General features: G+C 46.4%; 18 protein-coding genes. 12 read left to right on the forward strand and 6 right to left on the reverse strand.

What is annotated here, in order from left to right:
• Positions 1-3: 3 nt before the first annotated feature.
• From ACJJI4_RS04965 to ACJJI4_RS04995, 7 genes are all read left to right on the forward strand, one after another.
• Positions 4-1,014, forward strand: a complete 1,011-nt coding sequence (locus ACJJI4_RS04965; protein ID WP_444927286.1) for a sensor histidine kinase — start codon at positions 4-6, stop codon at positions 1,012-1,014.
• The gene (locus tag ACJJI4_RS04970; protein ID WP_444927287.1) at positions 1,002-1,763 is read left to right on the forward strand and encodes a LytR/AlgR family response regulator transcription factor; all 762 of its coding nucleotides are present in this window, start codon (positions 1,002-1,004) and stop codon (positions 1,761-1,763) included. Before ACJJI4_RS04965 ends, ACJJI4_RS04970 begins: the two co-directional genes overlap by 13 nt.
• Positions 1,764-2,523: 760 nt before the next feature.
• Positions 2,524-3,411, forward strand: a complete 888-nt coding sequence (locus ACJJI4_RS04975) for a hypothetical protein (RefSeq protein ID WP_444927288.1) — start codon at positions 2,524-2,526, stop codon at positions 3,409-3,411.
• Positions 3,412-3,757: 346 nt separating this feature from the next.
• On the forward strand, positions 3,758-4,372 hold the full coding sequence (locus ACJJI4_RS04980) for a hypothetical protein (protein ID WP_444927289.1): 615 nt from the start codon (positions 3,758-3,760) through the stop codon (positions 4,370-4,372).
• A gap of 23 nt (positions 4,373-4,395) precedes the next feature.
• Positions 4,396-5,079 carry an ABC transporter ATP-binding protein gene (locus ACJJI4_RS04985; RefSeq protein ID WP_444927290.1) on the forward strand — a complete coding sequence of 228 codons (684 nt, stop codon included), beginning with the start codon at positions 4,396-4,398 and terminating at the stop codon, positions 5,077-5,079.
• Positions 5,067-6,281: an ABC transporter permease gene (locus tag ACJJI4_RS04990; RefSeq protein ID WP_444927291.1), complete on the forward strand. Its 1,215-nt coding sequence runs from the start codon at positions 5,067-5,069 to the stop codon at positions 6,279-6,281. The genes ACJJI4_RS04985 and ACJJI4_RS04990 overlap by 13 nt, the downstream gene beginning before the upstream one ends.
• Positions 6,274-7,059 carry an outer membrane lipoprotein-sorting protein gene (locus ACJJI4_RS04995; protein WP_444927292.1) on the forward strand — a complete coding sequence of 262 codons (786 nt, stop codon included), beginning with the start codon at positions 6,274-6,276 and terminating at the stop codon, positions 7,057-7,059. Before ACJJI4_RS04990 ends, ACJJI4_RS04995 begins: the two co-directional genes overlap by 8 nt.
• A 66-nt stretch (positions 7,060-7,125) precedes the next feature.
• Here the strand turns inward: ACJJI4_RS04995 and ACJJI4_RS05000 are convergent, their stop codons facing one another.
• Positions 7,126-8,130: a tRNA dihydrouridine synthase gene (locus ACJJI4_RS05000; RefSeq protein ID WP_444927293.1), complete on the reverse strand. Its 1,005-nt coding sequence runs from the start codon at positions 8,128-8,130 to the stop codon at positions 7,126-7,128.
• A 564-nt stretch (positions 8,131-8,694) separates the two neighbouring features.
• Between ACJJI4_RS05000 and ACJJI4_RS05005 the strand changes: the two genes are divergently transcribed.
• From ACJJI4_RS05005 to ACJJI4_RS05020, 4 genes are all read left to right on the forward strand, one after another.
• Positions 8,695-8,931, forward strand: coding sequence for an OadG family protein (locus ACJJI4_RS05005; protein WP_444927294.1), 237 nt, complete (start codon positions 8,695-8,697; stop codon positions 8,929-8,931).
• Between the two features lie 53 nt (positions 8,932-8,984).
• Complete coding sequence (gene oadA, locus ACJJI4_RS05010; protein ID WP_444927295.1) at positions 8,985-10,775, forward strand: sodium-extruding oxaloacetate decarboxylase subunit alpha; 1,791 nt, start codon at positions 8,985-8,987, stop codon at positions 10,773-10,775.
• Positions 10,776-10,794: 19 nt separating this feature from the next.
• Entirely contained in the window at positions 10,795-12,111 is a 1,317-nt protein-coding gene (locus ACJJI4_RS05015; protein WP_444927296.1) for a sodium ion-translocating decarboxylase subunit beta, read from the forward strand.
• Between the two features lie 265 nt (positions 12,112-12,376).
• Positions 12,377-12,826, forward strand: a complete 450-nt coding sequence (locus ACJJI4_RS05020) for a hypothetical protein (protein WP_444927297.1) — start codon at positions 12,377-12,379, stop codon at positions 12,824-12,826.
• 133 nt (positions 12,827-12,959) lie between these two features.
• Here the strand turns inward: ACJJI4_RS05020 and ACJJI4_RS05025 are convergent, their stop codons facing one another.
• The gene (locus ACJJI4_RS05025; protein ID WP_444927298.1) at positions 12,960-13,607 is read right to left on the reverse strand and encodes a type 1 glutamine amidotransferase; all 648 of its coding nucleotides are present in this window, start codon (positions 13,605-13,607) and stop codon (positions 12,960-12,962) included.
• Positions 13,608-14,258, reverse strand: a complete 651-nt coding sequence (locus tag ACJJI4_RS05030; protein WP_413665042.1) for a hypothetical protein — start codon at positions 14,256-14,258, stop codon at positions 13,608-13,610.
• Between the two features lie 91 nt (positions 14,259-14,349).
• Between ACJJI4_RS05030 and ACJJI4_RS05035 the strand changes: the two genes are divergently transcribed.
• A complete protein-coding gene (locus tag ACJJI4_RS05035; protein WP_413665043.1) occupies positions 14,350-15,231 on the forward strand; it encodes a LysR family transcriptional regulator in 882 nt (293 codons plus the stop codon).
• On the opposite strand, the gene ACJJI4_RS05040 is transcribed toward ACJJI4_RS05035, so the two are convergent.
• From ACJJI4_RS05040 to ACJJI4_RS05050, 3 genes are all read right to left on the reverse strand, one after another.
• Entirely contained in the window at positions 15,158-15,511 is a 354-nt protein-coding gene (locus ACJJI4_RS05040) for an allophanate hydrolase-related protein (protein ID WP_444928218.1), read from the reverse strand. The two genes, ACJJI4_RS05035 and ACJJI4_RS05040, sit on opposite strands and share 74 nt — an antisense overlap.
• 14 nt (positions 15,512-15,525) lie before the next feature.
• A complete protein-coding gene (gene atzF / locus ACJJI4_RS05045; RefSeq protein WP_413665044.1) occupies positions 15,526-16,944 on the reverse strand; it encodes an allophanate hydrolase in 1,419 nt (472 codons plus the stop codon).
• 136 nt (positions 16,945-17,080) lie between these two features.
• A complete protein-coding gene (locus tag ACJJI4_RS05050) occupies positions 17,081-17,686 on the reverse strand; it encodes a hypothetical protein (protein WP_444927299.1) in 606 nt (201 codons plus the stop codon).
• Between the last annotated feature and the right edge of the window lie 44 nt (positions 17,687-17,730).

The raw sequence follows: 17,730 nt of genomic DNA on the forward strand, positions 1-17,730 counted from the left end.
TTAATGATGAACTTGTTAAGAGAGTACTTGCGTACTTTGATAATTTGCATGGTGGTAGCGGTGATCACTCAGGCAATTTGGGAAGGGAGCTATGTGATTCACGGCATGATTTCTTTGGTGTACGGATTTATAGCGACATCTACGAGACAAGTAGTGGAGTTTTTCAAGCCCGCTTGGCCCTCTAAATTGAAGTATGCGGTAGTGAGTTTAGTGGCAATTATATTGGGAACTTTGCATGCTTGGTGGTGGATATCAGGATATGGAGCCTTTCGAACACTTGATTTTTTAATCGTTGCTATTCTTCTTTCTATTTTTCTTTATCAAGTCCATCTTAATCGGGAGCAGGCTTACCAATTTGAGAGGGAACGGCAAGAAGCTGAATTGTTAAAAATGGAGCAACAAAAGACTTTGGCTCAGAGCCAGCTAAAAGTATTGCAAAGCCAGATTGAACCTCATTTTTTATTTAATACTCTGGCCAATCTGAAAATGCTTATTCGCCACGATCCTCAAAAGGCAGAAGTCCTGCTGGATAACTTTAGCGACCTCTTGCGAATTAGCTTGAAAAAATCCCGTTCCGATCAGGTATCCTTAAAGGATGAGCTAAGCAGTTTGAAATGCTATTTGGAGATTCAAAAGATACGCTTGGGGGAACGACTAGAGTATGAAGTTGATTTATCAGGGGATGTGAGTTTAGAGACATTTGTTCCCCCATTACTTGTACAACCCTTGGTGGAAAATGCAATTTTTCATGGCATTGAGCCTGCTGCTAAAGGTGGACTGGTCAGGTTGCGGGTGAAGCAGAAAGAAAACCAGTGGGTTATTGAGGTAGAAGACAATGGTGTGGGGCTCGCTACTGGAGCTAATAAACTTAACCCCAGCAAACATAATGGGATTGCGCTAAGCAATATTAGGGAGCGACTTTCCACCCTTTACCAAGAGCGTGGTAAGCTACTGATTCAAAGTAATAATCAGGGCGGGGTAACTGCCCGTTTGGAGTTTCCATGCGTGCCATAATTGCAGACGATGAGCCTTTATTGCGTCACCATCTTGACCAAATGCTTGCCGATATTTTTCCTGAGCTTGAGATTGTTGGTAAAGCCTGTGATGGCCGCGAGGCGTTAGCCCTATGCCAACAAGAGGAGCCTGATGTAGTTTTTCTCGATATTCGCATGCCTGGAATAGATGGTTTGGCTGTTGCTGAGGCTCTTAGCAAATTAAAAACAAATCCTATTGTTGTATTTATCACAGCCTATGATGAGTATGCTGTAAGTGCTTTTGAGCATGAGGCAGCCGACTACCTGCTAAAACCTATTGATGACAAGCGGCTGGAAAAAGCTTGTGATCGTATTCGGCAGCGCCTGAGAGACCGGGAAGAGGGTAACCTAAAGTCAGGACCTGATATTGAGGCGTTGCTGAGGCAGCTTTCCTTAAGTAGACCCGAGTACCTTCGCTGGATTAAGGCAAGCAAAGGCGAAGATATTCATCTGATTGCCTGCGATGAGGTTTCGGCATTTGTGGCAGAGGACAAATATACGACGGTTTACTCTGGTCAGGGTGAGCATATTATTAGAACCCCACTAAAGGAATTGTTAGCTCAGTTGGAACCAGATTTATTTTGGCAAATCCACCGTTCTACAATTGTCTGTGTGAAGCGCATTCAAAAAGTATGCCGTGGAATAACTGGCGGTGTATCCGTGGTGATGGATGACGGGCGTCAATATACGGTGAGTCGCAGGGCTGCTTCGTTGTTTAAAACAATGTAGCGATTAACAATTTATATTTATCTTAACTTAGGGGGGTAAATTAATCCCTCCAATTAAATTGATATGTATGTCAGAGATTCATATCTGCTGCCTAAGATTTAATAACTTTATCGCCCCTTATTTTTCATGGCCGGACATTCAGATTGGTTTGGTATCGAGAGATCTTTAGTCTAAATGCTCCAACTGCCGCTGATCAAAGGAAGGGTGATAAGGGGGGCGATAAGAGACTATAGCGTTAAAGATGATATTGGCTTTATTGAATTACTATTAAAGCCGTGCTTTAAACTTAATGGGACTTTAATTGTTAAGACTTTAGGATGGTTGCTGTTTGGGTTTGAATTTGGACGCTTGTTTACATGCTATTGCTATATGATTTGACTAGTAATCTTGTGCGAACTGGGGGGGTGTTTTTGTAATTGTCGGTAATTTACTTTAGGGGTTTGATTGGCATAATTGCCCGCGACTTGAGGGGTGGAGTGTTTTTTTAATTGTAGATTAACTATTTTGGTGGATTTGAGTTTGTTTGTGCCTGGTGCTTGAAGTTCTATCTGAAGATCTATTTTCTGCTCTTTTGGTTTGTTAAATAGGCTAAGATTTTTCTTTATGGTTTTTCTATTTTAGGCCATTTTCTTAAATGGCTGGGAAGGTATATATTCTGCCTTCTTCCAGAAAGTGCGTAATCTATTTTCCTCTTGTAATGGCAGGTATTCTGCTGTGAGTACCTGTGTGTAAATTTTCTCCGATAATTAATGGAATAATTATGTTGGATAGTTTTAAGTTGGATCCTTCCTCTATAGAAGGAGTTGAGGATCTAATTGAGGTGAAATCTCCCTACTTTGCACTAGAGGCTTTACATTTTGACCCTGACGGCTGGCTTGTTGCTAAAGTGCCTATGCAATGTCAAAGCACATATGAAACTAGTTTAATGGATGTCGCGGAGATTGGTCGACACTTGGCAATTTTGGGCTCTTGTTTTGGCGCTTTGGTCAATCCAGTGAGATCCAAGCATTACTACCTGGCGCGCAAAGCTGATTTAAAAACTTATGATAGCTTTGTTTCTGATATGCGCCCTGATTACCTTCTGGCTCGAACCAAAGCCGTATTTGCCAGTAAGAGAGAGTTAGTAGCTGAGGCTGAATTGTTAGACCCTGCTGGTGAAGTGGCGGCACGACTTAACGTGAAATATCATGTAATGCGTGAGCGATCTTTCCATAAGATATATAGTGATAGTATCCATGGTATCACTCCTGTTGTAAGCAATATTAATCCTTACTCCAAAAGTATTGATATTAATGTACATAATGTTGATCTAATGTCCCTGACGGCAAGTATCGGTAGAGTTGCTCCAGAAATGTGTATGGGGCATTTTGATAGGGTGAAAGCGTTGCCCGTTGCTATTGCCTCTCAGAGCCTTATTAAGTCATGTTGCATATTTTTAAGGAGGTTGACAGGTGAACATAGTGCTCGTTTTATAGTAGTCTCTGCGGATTTGTGTGCGGACAACTTAGCGCTGGCAGGACAAGATGTAGATATAAAAGTAGAACTCTTAGATGTTGAAAACGATGTTTTTATTGTTCGTACTATAGCTACAAATAATTTGGGACAGTCTGTCGGTGAAATGATCACCCATATTGCAATGGTGGATTAGTCTTTGTAAATTTCATTTGATATTTTATACAGATCAAGGGAACTGCTCTTTTGATCTGTATCCACTCTATGTGCATCGCACAATCTTATTAGTATCAATTTAGTTACCAAGTCTTCAATATTTTGGCGATTCCGCAGTCTTTACTAACTAGTACACTCTCCTAAATTTAGACGCCTTAACGATAACATCTCTTCGTGTGCAGTAATTTTCCACCTATCGACCCTCTAGAGCCATTCAGCATAAGTTTCTGCCTCTTATCCTCCCCAGAGACAGTTCATCGCACTGTCCTGAATGATACTTGGTTGCTAGGTAATCTATTAGAAACTCAGAAGCAAGGAGAAGTGTAGTGAAAAGGTTACTTGTAATAATGGCTTTAAATCTTGGGGTGAGCGTTTCATCCATTGCTGCCCAGGATGTACAAATGGAAGATTTGTACCAAAAAGCGGCAGCACAGGGTGGGGCGGCGATAGAGGATTCCTATGAGGTTTTTAAGACATTACAGAAAGATAACCCTTCTGATCCTATTGCACTTTTTTACCTGGGAGCCAGTGAGACTCTAATGGCAAAAGAAAGCTGGTTGCCCTGGAGAAAGGTCAGTTATGCAGAGAATGGAATTGCCCGCATGGATAAGGCGCTCACCATAATTGAAGAAATGGATAACCCTGGCCGTTCCTCTCAGGGGATGCCTCAAGACTTGCTGCTCAAAGGAATTGCTGCAATAACTTTTACTAAAGTGCCAAAGTTCTTTAATTCTTTTGACCGTGGGTTTGAACTTTATCATGAGTTGATGGGTGATCCACGCATGGGATATATGCCGCCAGACGCTACTCACTGGATTTACTGTGGCGCATTGCAGGCTGCAGAGCTTGAGGGTGACAAGGAGTTAGTGAATTTATGGGGAGCAAAGGCTGAGAGTCATGGCATATCAAATCCATGTGGTGATGTTAAAAACTCTGACTAATAGTGCGAACAGGTAGTGAATCCATGTTACAGCTCACTCATATTGAAAAGACTTACACTTCCGGTGAGGTTCAACTTCAGGCCCTAAAAGATGTGAATCTGGATATTCGGGCAGGCACTATGGTAGCTCTGTGCGGACCATCGGGATCTGGTAAAAGTACCTTGTTAAATATTTGCGGACTACTGGATCATGATTACAGCGGAGAAGTTTGTTTTGCCGGCGAGGTGCTGAGGAGAAACCGTCGGCAGTCAATGAAGATCCGTCGTACCCAGTTGGGTTTTGTATTCCAAAAGTTTAATTTGGTTCCGGTAATGACAGCCTTTGAGAATGTAGCCTTTCCACTTCTTTTAAATGGAATGAAAGAAGGTGAAGTAAGACGGCGTGTAATGGGCATGTTGGATCATGTCGGGCTGTCCCAGTTTTCCAACTACAGGCCAGATCGACTTTCAGGTGGACAACAGCAGAGAGTAGCAATCGCTCGAGCACTGGTGCACCAGCCCAAACTAGTAATTGCCGACGAACCTACGGCCAGCTTGGATAGTGTTACCGCACAACAAATTATTGAGTTAATGAAAAATTTAGGAATGGAGCAAAAAACAGCTTTTATTGTTGCCAGTCATGATGATCGAATGACTCGTCATTGCGATAGAGTTGTTGAGCTGAAAGATGGTGTGATTCTGCAGGAGAGTGCTTTATGCGTCGCTTAAAAGTCGCGGTTTTAAATTTATTGCGCAATCGCCGCAGAAGCTTTCTTGCCGTTGCAATAATTTCCATTGTGGTGACGGCCTTGATGACCTCCGGAGGTTTTGGCCTATTTACGTATCAATCCCTTAAAGAGAACGCGGCGCGTAGTGAGGGGCATTTGGTGCTAACACAGCCGGGATATTTCTCTTCTGATGAGGATTTTCCTCTTCAGCTGGGTTTAGATAATGCCAATAAATTACGTAGGGACTTGTTGGTTGGGGAAAATGTGAAGGCTGTGCAGCCTAGAGTTTATCTGCAAGGGTTAATTTCCAATGGTGATAAATCTACTATTTTTTTAGGTCAGGGGATATTGCCAAGTGAATTTCGGGTGAAGGGGCCTTTTCTAAATGTCACTGAGGGCAGTATTTTATCAAACCGTGAAGATGTCAGTGATCCTGAGATTATGCTGGGTAAGGATCTCGCAAGAAATCTTAATGTAAGCCCTGGGGATTATATTACTTTAATGTCCTCTACCGTTCATGGGGCCCTCAATGCAATGGATTTTAAGGTTAGGGGAGTTTTCGGGACGGGTGTTCCAGATATGGATAAGCGTCAAGTATATATTTCGGTTCAGGCTGCGCAGTTCCTGTTAGATAGTGAGCGGGTCTCAACCATGGCAATCTATGGCTACAATCTTGATAAGACAGCGAGTTTGCAAGAAAAACTGCGTGAGTTAGTTCCAGAGCTGGAAATTACCACTTGGGAGGATCGTGCCTTTTTCTATCAGGGAGTAAAGAATCTTTATGACCGAATTTTTGGGTTGATGGGGATCATTATGGCGTTGGTTATCTTTGTCTCGCTTTTCAATACGCTGGCAATGTCGGTAACAGAGAGAACACGGGAAATAGGTACCCTGTCCGCATTGGGTGCATCCAAAGTGGAATTGATAACAGGGTTTATATTGGAGGCTTTAGTACTTGCTGTAGTGGGTTCTTTAGCAGGTGTTATTTTGGCTGGTCTGATAAGCGCCGGGTTGATGATGTTTGATATTACTATGCCGCCACCTCCGGGAAAAACAACGGGATATCCTTTGACTGTTTATTTCTCTATTAACTTGGCTTGGATGATTTCGGTTGCAATAGCTGCGATATGTGTTTTTTCATCCTTCCTTGCGGCGCGGAAAGGAGTCAATAAACCGATTACTGAGGCATTGGTCCATGTATAAATTAAGATTAGGCAGAGTTAGCTTGGCGATTGGTTTGTTGCTGATGTTCTCTCCCTTTGTTTCAGCTGGGACTGAGGAGAAGGAAAGTCATTTTTCCGCTGTACAGGTAGAAAGCATGTTGGCCAAAGCCGATTCCTATCGTCTTGGAGAGTCATCTTCAAAAGTTGTCACCAACATCCAGGTTTTTAAACAGGGAGAGTTAGAAAGCGAAGATCGCTACCATGTTTATACTCGCCCTGAGAGAAAATCATTGGTGGTATTTAAAGGTGTTGGTGAAGAGGGGCAAAAAATGCTGATGCTGCAGGATAACTACTGGCTATTGATGCCCCGCAGCCGCCGCCCTATCCGCATTACACCGATGCAAAGATTGCTTGGGGAGGCTTCAATTGGTGATATCGCCACTTTGACTTGGAGCCAGGACTATCGGGGGCAATTCGAGGCAAGTGAAATTCTAAAGGATAAATTGACCCACAAACTTCAGCTGGAGGCAAAAACCAAAGGAGCCAGCTATCAAAAGATAACATTGTGGCTTGATAGTGAGAGTCTCTTCCCAATCCAAGCGGAGCTTTACTTGAAATCTGGAAAATTGGCTAAGGTTGCGCATTTTGTATCAGGGGTAAAGGATGAAGAACTATTTGTGGAGGAGATGGTATTAGTTGATAGTATCAAGGCTACCACTGAAACCAGAGTTCACTACGAAAGTAGTACTGCGCATCAGTTAGCGGAAAAATTCTTCAATCCGGCATACTTGAGTCGACAGTCAAAAATGGATCTGTGAGAGTGGATCTGAGCGGGTAACTTCCTCTGCCAGTATCAATTCCGATACTGGCAGAGGTGCGGAAAATTAGGCTGCCTCAATTGATGTTATTTGAATTTTCCGCTCTTCGGAAAAAGCTCTATCAAGCTCTTCTGCCTCCCTGAGACGTTTTATTTTATCAAAGAACAATTGGGCTTCAGGAAAAGCCAATTTCAAGTAAGCGAGCCATTGCTTAATACGATTGCCCAGATACTTGGAAGGGTAAACTTCTCGGGTGGTTTGATAGTAACCCCAAAGAATTTCAATAATCTCTTGCCAGCCCATTGCTGTATAGCTCTCACCTGAGCAGTAGGCTTTTATCTGCTTGCCCAAATCTGGCCTGGCTAGCAGGCTGCGACCAAACATAAATGCTTGGCATCCGGTTACTTCACGGCAGCGTTGAAATTCCTCAAGTGTCCAGATATCCCCGTTGGCAATGACTGGGATTTCGAGTTTTTGGCGAATTTCACCGATGTATTCCCAGTAGGCTGGGGGTTTATAGCCATCGACTTTGGAGCGAGCGTGTACTGCCAGTTCATTTGCGCCGCCAGCTGCTGCGGCCTGGGCGTTATCCATATAGCTAGAGCGATCATTAAAGCCCAGTCGGATTTTTGCGGTGACAGGGATGTTTTCCGGGACAGCGCGGCGAACCGCTCCTACAATAGCTTCCACTCTGTGAGGGCTTTGCAATAGGCAGGCGCCACCGTCGCTGTTATTCACTGATTTTGCAGGGCAGCCGAAATTGAGATCAATTGCTGTAGCACCGAACTCAACTGCTTTTACTGCATTAATTGCCATTGCATTGGGGTTGCCGCCTAACAGCTGTAACCGTACTGGAATCCCGCTTGGGGTCTTCGCACCTTTGTCGACCTCTGGGCACAAGCGGGTGAATACTCTGCGAGGCAAGCGAGTATTAGTGACACGAACAAACTCTGTAACACAGATATCGACCCCTCCAATGGCGGAGAGCAGGGCACGTACGTGATGGTCGATTACCCCCTCCATTGGTGCCTGGTAAATCGTAGGTTCTGGGGTAGGTGTCTTGTCGGTCATAAGTCAGTTGAGAGGTAAATCATAAATCTAAAGGCGCATATTCTATCAGCAAGTTATTGTAATGGCGCAAAATTGATCATTCTTCAGTATATAAAAGTAGGAGAAATAAACTCAGTCTATTGATGTTTTGCACCAAAATTGGGCGTGGTAATTTAGACCCCTCCGTTGCCCCTGAAACCAATAAGTGTTTGATTTTAAAAGCAACTTGTATTGATAATAGAAAAATATCAGCATTTTGGAACTAACGAATTTTTCCTGTGTGCCCGCTCTTTTTGGGGGAGGGCCAGGTGCAGCGGCGGTTGAAATTACCGGTCTAGGGAATAAGATTCCGATGTGCAGAAATTTGGGACGGCTGGGCTAAGTGAGATTTTCCCGGGCAAGTTTATTGGTTGTACGACATAAATTTGTTTAATTGTGAGCGAAGATTTTACATACGCACAAAATATCAATTGGGGTGTTTCAGCTGTCCTGAATAAATAGATACATAAATTCGTAGTGTTACGGGCACAGATGAAACCGTCCAGGATGGATGGTTTTATTGCCTGGTGCCAGGGGGAATAAACAGTGCAAGAAACACTTTTGCAACAGGGGTTAGATATCACCCTGTTTGGTATGGGAATTGTTTTTACTTTTCTGCTATTGCTGGTGATCGGTACCGGTATTATGTCGAGAGTCATCTCCCGCTTTTTCCCCGAAGCGGAGCCCGTATCCCACGCGCCTTCCCGAACCGCTGGGAATGATAAGGCCCATTTACATGCGGTGATTAAAGCGGCGATCGAACAGCATCGCAAAAGACGCTAACCACCAATCGCTTCCAAACAATTTCCAATAATTTCTGCCGAGAGAGATAACCCATGACTGAGGTTAAAAAGCCATTGGGGATTACCGATGTAGTCCTGCGCGATGCCCACCAGTCACTGTTCGCTACCCGACTGCGACTGGACGATATGCTGCCGATTGCTGAGAAGCTCGATAAAGTTGGCTTCTGGTCTCTGGAGTCCTGGGGGGGCGCCACTTTCGACTCCTGCATACGCTATCTCGGCGAAGATCCCTGGGAGCGTATTCGCGAACTGAAGAAAGCTATGCCGAACACGCCTCAACAGATGCTGTTCAGGGGACAGAATATTCTCGGCTACCGCCACTATGCGGATGACGTGGTTGAGAAGTTTGTAGAGCGCGCTGCAGTCAATGGGGTAGACGTGTTCCGCGTGTTCGACGCGATGAACGATATGCGCAACCTGAAAATCGCACTGGCTGCGGTGAAGAAACAAGATAAGCACGCTCAGGGCACCATCTCCTATACCGTGAGCCCAGTACACACCATGGACTTGTGGGTGGATCTGGGGCGCCAGATCGAGGATATGGGAGCGGATTCCATCGCGATCAAGGACATGGCCGGTCTGCTGCGCCCCTATGAGGGCTACGAGCTGGTGAAACGTTTGAAGGCCGCCGTGGACATCCCCATCCATATGCAGTGCCACGCTACTACCGGTTTATCTACGGCTACCGCTCTCAAGTGTATCGAGGCGGGTATCGACAACGTGGACACCGCGATCAGCTCTATGTCCATGACCTATGGTCACAGCCCAACCGAAGCGTTGGTGGCCATTTTGGAAGGCACTGAGCGGGACACCGGGCTGGATATTAACCTGCTGGAAGAAATTGCGGCTTACTTCCGTAACGTCCGCAAGAAGTACGCGAAGTTTGAGGGTTCCTTGAAAGGCGTGGATTCCCGCATCCTGGTGGCCCAGGTACCCGGTGGCATGCTCACCAATATGGAAAACCAGCTGCGCGAACAGGGTGCCGGGGATCGCCTGGATGATGTACTCGAGGAAATCCCCCGGGTGCGTGAAGACCTGGGCTGTATCCCGCTGGTTACTCCCACGTCACAGATTGTGGGTACCCAGGCGGTGCTCAATGTTCTGACTGGAGAGCGTTATAAGTCAATCTCTAAAGAGACTGCCGCCGTCTTGAAAGGCGAATACGGTGCAACACCTGCCGAAGTTAACCAGGAGCTGCAGGTCCGGGTACTGGATGGGGCGAATCCGGTTACCTGTCGTCCGGCAGACCTGTTGGCACCAGAGTTGGACAAGTTAACCCTGGAGCTTCAAGAGAAAGCGGGTGAACAAGATGTGGCCCTGACCGATGGTGAGGGGGAGATCGACGATGTGCTTACCTATGCACTCTTCCCGCAGATTGGCCTGAAGTTCCTGAAGAACCGTGGTAATCCAGAAGCTTTTGAGCCAGTACCTACCGGTAATGAAGGTGCTGCAGTCAAGAACGACAAAGGTGAAGAAGTTTACACGGTGACTGTGGAGGGGCAGAGCTACACCGTCACTGTGGCCGATGGTGGTGACTTAACCAATATTGCCCCTGTGTCCGGTGGTGCTCCAGCATCTGCAGCTAGTGCACCTTCCATGCCTGCTACCGGAGGTGAGCCGGTTAATGCGCCTCTCGCTGGAAATATCTTCAAAGTAATGGTGAAGCCTGGGGATCAGGTGAGCGAAGGCCAGGCGGTGTTAGTACTGGAAGCGATGAAGATGGAAACTGTGGTGAGTGCCCCTCGTGCCGGTAACGTCGCCAGTGTGGCAGTAAAAGAAGGCGATTCAGTGGCGGTGGGTGATGCCCTGCTGTCTATTGCATAGCCAAAGGTAGGAGTCACACGTGGATAATCTGATTACTCTTTGGCATTCCTCCGGTGTCGCGCAAATGGCATCGGGCCAGTTCATTATGATTTTGGTGGGCCTGGGCCTGCTGTTTTTGGCCATTCGCAAGAACTTTGAGCCCCTGCTTTTGGTACCTATCGGTTTCGGCGGAATCCTGGCCAATATTCCCGGTGCTGATTTGGCACTCTCAGCCGCAGAGACAGCCCTTACCCAGGGAGATGGAACTGTTTTGGCGCAAATGGCCCAGATCCTGGGCCTCGATAGTACTTCAGCTTTACCCGCGCTAAAGGAAGCTCTGGCCAGTGCGCCGGCAGCCGTGCAAGTACAAGCAGCTGAGTTTGCCCGGGATGCCGGTTTCAATAACGGTATGCTGTATAACTTCTATTCCGTAGCTATTGCTTCCGGCATTGCGCCGTTGGTAATTTTTATGGGCGTAGGGGCTATGACCGACTTTGGTCCGCTACTCGCCAATCCGCGCACCTTGTTCCTCGGTGCAGCGGCCCAGTTTGGGATCTTTGCCACGGTGCTCGGTGCTGTGGGTCTCTCGGTAGCGGGAATCATGGACTTCTCAATCGCGGATGCCGCTGCGATCGGTATTATCGGTGGAGCAGATGGTCCCACAGCTATCTATGTTTCCAGCTTATTGGCCCCAGACCTGTTGGGGGCTATTGCTGTAGCGGCTTATTCGTATATGGCGCTAGTGCCTATGATTCAGCCGCCGATTATGCGAGCCCTGACCACTGAGCAGGAACGCAAAATTGAAATGGTGCAATTGCGCCATGTGAGCAAGCGGGAAAAAATTGCCTTCCCGATGTTGCTGCTGATTTTGGTGGCCCTGTTCCTGCCAGCTGCTGCACCGCTGTTGGGTATGTTCTGCTTTGGTAATTTGATGCGTGAGTGCGGAGTCGTTTCCCGATTGTCAGACACTGCTCAGAATGCGCTGATCAATATCACCACTATTTTCCTGGGACTTTCCGTTGGTTCAAAATTGGCGGCAGACAAATTCCTCGATCCTAAAACCCTGGGTATTTTGGCTTTGGGTATTGTGGCGTTTGCGATCGGCACAGCGGCTGGCGTGTTGATGGCTAAGTTGATCAATGTATTCAGCAAGCACAAGATTAACCCATTGATTGGTTCTGCCGGTGTTTCTGCCGTACCTATGGCCGCGCGGGTGTCCAACAAAGTGGGACTCGAGTCCAATCCTCACAACTTCCTGTTGATGCACGCAATGGGCCCCAACGTAGCCGGTGTTATCGGTTCTGCGGTAGCTGCGGGTGTGATGATCAGTATGGTGCGGAGCCTTACTGGCGGGTAACCAAAATCCATGGCTTTGGAAGAGAGGGCGAACAGTGTTCGCCCTTTTTTGTTGACCTAAAACAAATGCATTTTGTCCGCTTTTGCTGGTTAAAACAGATCCTTCTGATTTAAATAATGTGAAGAGGCAGTCATGGATGGATTTGGTACGCTTATCAGGTCAATAGAGCATCTCCATCGATAGAATTCATTTTGAGTTAAGGTTAGTTGCGCTATATTCCTCCCAAAATGTTTACTGGAATAAAATTCATTAGGAAGTAACCCCAATGCGTAGTTTGCCATTCTTAATTGCCTTTGCTCTTTTCTCCACCAGTGCGTTTGCACATGATAATCATCAAACTGCGGAAGAAGTTCGCCTGTTAAAGAAAGAGGTGGTTAAGCTCCGTAAAGAAGTACGCTCTGAACACAAGCAGAGTGTGGGATCTGAAAATGTTCGTGACTTAGAAAAAGAAGTGGTGAGGTTGCGAAAAAATGTCCATCGGCTTCAAGATTTGATTTTGGAATTACAGGCGAGTATTGAAGCTCAGTCTGAACTCGTACATCCAGTTCCTGTAGAGGAGCGCCCTAAGTGGGCCTGCTATATGTCAGATGTAAAAGCTGGCGGTATTCACTCTAAGGGTTTTAGTCGTATTGAAGCGAAGGGGAGATTACTTGAAATTTGCTCTCAACGTGGTGGCCTTTGCTTTGAGAGCGGAATTAAATGCTCCGATGAGTAGTAACTAACAGCTAGTTTGATAGGGGGCAGCAACTCTTGAGTGAGTATGCGTCCCTGGCTACCCCTTACAAAGGAAGGACGATAACTATTAGGTGGGAGTACAGCTCAGCAACCCCTGTCCATACTTAAGCTTCTTATCTAAGGTTGCCTAGTTTGCTGAAGTGAGTGTCTAGGATCTTATATAAAAAGTCACGCCCTTGCTGATGGAGTTTCTCTGAGGAGCCATAGGTCTTAAAGTATTCAGGAAATAGTTGGGCAATATCTTCACTGGACCACTCTAGGTGAAACTGCAAACCCATTATTCTTTTGTTGAATAAAAAGGCCTGATGAGGGCACAAATCAGATTCAGCCAAGCAGCTTGCCCCCTCCGGAATTTCAAAGAAATAACTATGTGCCTGGAACACATTCTCAAAATTAAAATTCAGTGCTGTTGTAGACCTTATAGGTAGCCAGCCCATTTCCTCTTGAGGAAGTTGGCGGACCTCTGCTTCCAATGCATATGCAAGAATCTGTGCCCCAAGGCAGATGCCCAATATTGGGATCGGAAGTTCAATGCAGTTTTTTACCCATGCAATCTCATTGGCAAGCCAGGGGAGCCTTGCGCGCTCACAAACGTTCATCATCCCACCAAGGATAATAACTCCGCTAAAGCCGCTTTGAGGAAGTGGTGACTTCTGGGGGTTAATGATAGAAAGCGGTATTCGCTTCTCTGTAGCCCAGTCATAAATATACCCCGGGCCCTCATTCTCCTCATGTTGGATAATCAGTATCGGTTTGGTCATTTACTGGAAATCCTGACTTTCAAAATACAGCTCTTCCTTATAGTGGATGCCGGCTTTAGTTAGGCTTTTTGGCCAGCTATCTTTCGAAAGCGGTTTTAAACTGCTGCTATAAATGTCGCTGGAAAAATTATGGTCGGTGCTGACCAGCAGTATTTGGTCGAAGCTGGGGGTGGATGCAATTTCATGCACAAGCAAAGTGTAATTTTTAAGGAGTATTAATTGGTAGTGCCCATTTTCTGTTCGGGTAAGGGGGCTGTCTATTAGTCGAGAGGTTACTCGGAAAGCAACAGCTTGCAGCGCAAGTTTTCCTCCTCGTTCAAAATGCCCTGTAAACATTTGGGCGTTAAAGGCATTGAGTTTTCCCTCGCGTAGTTCGCGTAAAGAAAATTCCTCTGGAAGCAATGTAACTAACTCGTTTCGCTTGAGGAGGTTTTGCACCTCCTCCTGGTCATCAGTCTCCAATTCCAAAATAACTTGATGACTGTGTTTTCCGCCATGTAGTGGCATGTGTGTGGCAATAATTTGCCCGCCGACGGTAAACAGGGCCATGCCATGAATGCCGACCGAATTGTCACTTTGTGCTAATGAAGATTGTGTGAAGCATAAGCTTGAGCTGATTGTCAGCGCCAAAAATAGAAGAATATTTTTCATCGGTTTTGTGTAGCTATGACCTTGGATGCAGGGGATTCTAAGAGTACTCTAGTGAATAATCGATTCAAAAATAGAGACATTTGATTCCACTATGGAAATAGAAGCACTTGAGAAGTTCCTAGTGATTGCTGCGACGGAGAACCTGCAGCGCTCCGCAGACAGGCTGGATACGAGCCCAGGCGGATTGAGTAAAACCCTAAAACGGCTGGAGGGAGAGCTGGGTACTCGCCTGTTTGATCGAGTTGGCAAGCAACTGAAAATCAATGAAGCAGGCCGCAGACTGCAAAGTCGGGCGGTTGAGATGGTGGCGATTGCCAGAAGAATTCGTTCTGAAGTTGGCGAGCTAAAGGTAAATCAGGAGTGCCGAATTGCTGCTCCGACCATGCTGCAACTAGCCTGGGGTACATTTATCTACCGCAAGTTTATTACTGAGGAAGCAGGGGGGCGGTTGTCATTCACATCGGCCTATGAAGCCTTGGCATTGAAGATGTTATCCAGAGGGGAGGTAGACCTGGCCCTGATAACCGGAGCGGTTTTGGGGCAGTTGTCATCCACAATGGATGCTCGGCCACTTGGCTCAGTATCAATGTGTATTGCTGCAGGCCCTGATCACTCTTTGATAGTGGAGCAGGGGGTTGAGGTGAAGGCTTCACTGTCAAATATCTTGCAATATCCATTTGCCGCGCCGAGGATATCCCCCTTCTGTGGTGAAGAGCGGGGGATAGGTAGCGATGGCTGGCCAGAAATTAATTATCCTCGCAAGGTGCAGGTCGTTGTAAATGATTATGGGGTTCTTTGCCAGCTAGTAAAAAATAACAGGCTGCTCGCTTTTCTGCCAGAGCCTCTGATAACTGAAATAGGTGGGGTAATCGTTAGGGTGGAGGATGGCGATATAAAATCTAGTGAAGAGCTCTTTGTGGTAGGAAGGAAAACGAATGCCTCCTGGCTAAGTAAATTTGCCGAGTGGGCTTAATGTTTGGATTGGAGCCAGTTAAGCCAGCTTCCGTAGAGGGTATTGCAGCAACTAAACTGCCGAAATATTCGTTTGGTAACTGCCATATTTCCACCTGGTTGGCTTGCCCATCTCCTGATTCATCGCGAACCAGAGCGGGGCGCTCCTCCTCGGGGAGATCATAGAGTCGGTATTGGTGACTGGTTGTTGTTTTCTGATGTAACTGTTCTCCCCGCTCAGTGAGTCGCCAGTTGAGAGGTTGCGCTTTGAGATGTGCACCACAGACTACAATTTTTGCCAGCTTGTCCGGTGTAGCTAATGGCGAGAGCTGCTGTCTTGGTTAGATGTCTCTCCCGGGCGTTCTCCTGTAGCAGCCAATGGGAGATTACAGGCCTGGTGTAAACTATTAGAAAAACTTAGCAGGGACATATCGCAATGTTTCTGGCTAAACAAAGTGACTCCCCAACTAATTCCGGAGCTAAGAAAGCCAACGGGCACTGCGGTCGCAGAATAGTCCAATAAATTCATAAAATTTGTGTAGGTTCCGAGAATAGAATTTCTTTGAATGGGTTGCTTGGCTATTTGCTGGCGGGTGTAAGCAGTCGGTATAGTGGGAATAATGATAAAATCGACATTCTCCAGTTTTTTATCACAGATTCTCTTTAGTGCTTGTAAGCGGTATTGTCCCAAGAAAGCATCAGCTGCAGTTTTTGTTTCCGCGGAGCTAATAACCTTCCGGATTACCTCAAGCATGGATTTCGGTTTTACACCTTGAGTTGCAATCCAGCGCTCGGCTACCCAGGGACCTTCGTATAGTAGCTTTGCCGCTTCTATAAAAGGATTAAAGTCTACAGTTACAGCCTGTCCGCCCAGCACTTTTAATTTTTTGATAGATTGATTAAAGAGTGCCTGGGTTTCTTTGTTCCCTTGAAAATCAAGTTGCTCAGGTATACCAAAAGAAAAACTGATCTTATTGTTAGGGAAGCTTTCCTGGAAGTACCGCAGCCTATTTGAAGATGGGGTGGTACGGCTATAGATATCGGCTGAATCAAACTTCGCCGTAATATCAAGTAGCCTGGCGGCATCTTGACAATTTAGGGTGAATATTGACACGCAGTCGAGACTTTTACAGGCGGGGACAACCCCTGTAGTGCTCAGCAGTCCCCGAGTGGGTTTGTGGCCTATTAAATTATTGAGTGCCGCAGGTACCCGACCAGAGCCAGCAGTATCTGTTCCCAAAGCAAAACTGACTTGCCCAAGTGCTGTGGCAATAGCTGACCCCGCACTGCTCCCGCCAGAAATATACTCCTGGTTAAAAGAGTTTTTACCTTCTCCGTAAGGGGAGCGAACACCTACTAGGCCGGTGGCGAATTGATCGAGATTGGTTTTGCCGAGCGGCACAGCTCCTGCTTCAATCAATAGCTTTACAACAAATGCGCTTTCGTGAGGGATATAGCTAAAGTCTGGGCAGGCTGCTGTTGTAGGTACTCCAGCAAGATCAATATTATCCTTGATAGCAAAGGGCACTCCGTATAATGGCAGATCGCTGGGCCTTATTCGGTCCAATGCTTCTAGATAGGGCTCTAGCTCTTCTCGCGTTAATAGAGTTATCCAGGCGTTATAATTGGCTTGCTGCAGTGCTTGCTTTAATAGACTGGCAATGAGTTCACGCGGTGTTGTAATACCTTGGGAGTAGGTGTTTCTTAGATGGTCTAGCGTTAAATCGTGGGCCATAAAAGGGTTCCGAGAATAACTTCAACTAGATACCGAACTGTTATTTATTTCGATGTTTGTATTACTAAGATTATATTTTTTCAAGAATTTTCATCTCACTGTAAACCGCATAATTTTAGATTTAGCAAATACATAATTAGTTTGATGCCCTCTCTGGTGGGCAGGGTGTCCCTGCTGCAATCCAGCCTTTCATTGCTTCAATGAACTTGTCGTGGGGGATATTTACCGGCTGGCGGCTGTTTCCGGGGTGCCATCCCCACAATACCAGTGGGCTGGTACTGACAAACTCCAGTTGACTGGTTGGTGCTCGCCCGCCGTTGTCCTGGGGAGTAGTTAGCAGTTTGCAGATTTGAGCCGAGGATTTTTGTGACCAGTTCAACTCAATGGGTGCCATAACCCACCCTGGAGCTCCAGGCGCACCGGTAACAGGGTTGTTTTTATTTGAATGGCAGTTATTGCAACGCATGGTACCTGCCCCCATATTATCTGGACCGCGCTCCACTCTTGGAACATGGGGAGACCCTTCATTTATAAGTGGCATTTCCAACTGGTGGCAATTGAGGCAGCGGGGATGCAGAAGGACCTCTACGATAGTTTCCCAGTCCTGGTGCCCTGGAGTGCTGCTGGCCTCCTCTTGCTGGGATGCACCTCGATGTTGATCGCAACCGGTTAACGTGAGGAGTGCTATGGCACACAAAGCCAATAGGGGGCGAAAGAGAGCTGTGTCTGGCCGCATTTTCATTCGGCTTGCCTTTAAGTTCGATTTTCACTCTCAAACATAATTGG

Source organism: Microbulbifer maximicatervae (SeqCode) (assembly GCF_052467305.1).